Origin of the sequence: Kitasatospora sp. NPDC091257 (assembly GCF_044757675.1) — a bacterium.
GTDB classification, from domain to species: Bacteria; Actinomycetota; Actinomycetes; order Streptomycetales; family Streptomycetaceae; genus Kitasatospora; species Kitasatospora lactacystinica.
In genome coordinates, this window is record NZ_JBIVVI010001789.1 from 1 (window position 1) to 1,203 (window position 1,203).

Sequence of the window (1,203 nt, forward strand, 5' to 3'; positions counted from 1 at the left end):
TCCCCACCCGGCGGGTGGGCCCGTTGCCCCTGGTCGGCAACTGGCAGCGCGAGGCCGCGCGCTTCGCCCCCGGTCTGCGACGGTACGTCCACCACGGCGCCGGCCGCCTCGGCGCGGAGCAACTCGCCGCGGCCGTCAGGGGCGTGGACCTGGTCATCACCACCTACGGGCTGGTCCAGCGCGACCTCGCCGCCCTGCGCGCGATCCGCTGGCGCCGGGTGGTCGCCGACGAGGCCCAGCACATCAAGAACAGCGGCACCGCGCAGTCCCGGGCGATCCGCGCGCTTCCCGTCACCCGGCACCGGATCGCGCTCACCGGCACTCCGGTGGAGAACCGGCTCGCCGAACTGCACGCCGTCCTGGACTTCGCCAACCCGGGCCTGCTCGGCCCGGCCGAGCGCTTCAAGGAGCGCTACGCGATCCCGGTCGAGCTGCACCGCAGTCCCGAACGCACCGCCGAACTCCTCCGCCGCACCGCACCGTTCGTGCTCCGCCGGGTCAAGTCCGACCCGGCGGTGGCGGCCGAGCTGCCCGCCAAGCAGGAGATGACCGTCTGGTGCAACCTCACCGCCGAACAGGCGGGCCTCTACCAGGCCGTGGTCGCCGACCTGCTGCGGCGGGTCGAGGGCATCCGGGGCGTGGAGCGGCGCGGCACGGTGCTGGCCGCGATCGGCAAGCTCAAGCAGGTCTGCAACCACCCGGCCCAACTGCTGCACGACGGTTCGGCGGTGGGCGGGCGCTCGGGCAAGGTCGCCCGGCTGGCGGAACTGCTGGAGGAGGCGCTGGCCGAGGGTGACCGGACACTGGTCTTCACCCAGTACGCCGAGTTCGGTGCGATGCTCCGCCCGTACCTGGAGCGCCGGCTCGGCGAGGAGGTGCTCTACCTGCACGGCGGTCTGCCCCGGGCGCGCCGTGAGGAGCTGGTCGAACGCTTCCAATCCCCGGACGGGCCGGGGGTGTTCCTGCTCTCGCTGCGGGCCGGCGGCACCGGCCTCAACCTGACCGCCGCCAACCAGGTGATCCACCTGGACCGTTGGTGGAACCCGGCGGTCGAGGAGCAGGCCACCGACCGGGCCTTCCGGATCGGCCAGCGCCGGGACGTCCAGGTCCGCCGGCTGGTCTGCGTCGGCACCGTCGAGGAGCGGATCGACGAACTCCTCGCCGCCAAGCGCTCGTTGGCCGAGGCGGTGGTGGGGGAGGGGG

1 protein-coding gene is annotated in these 1,203 nt (G+C 73.8%); it reads left to right on the top strand.

The features are described 5' to 3' along the window. Positions 1–14: 14 nt before the first annotated feature. Positions 15–1,203, top strand: a 1,189-nt coding sequence (locus ACIQOV_RS42050) for a DEAD/DEAH box helicase (protein ID WP_401056501.1), incomplete at its 3' end; no start/stop codon positions are given.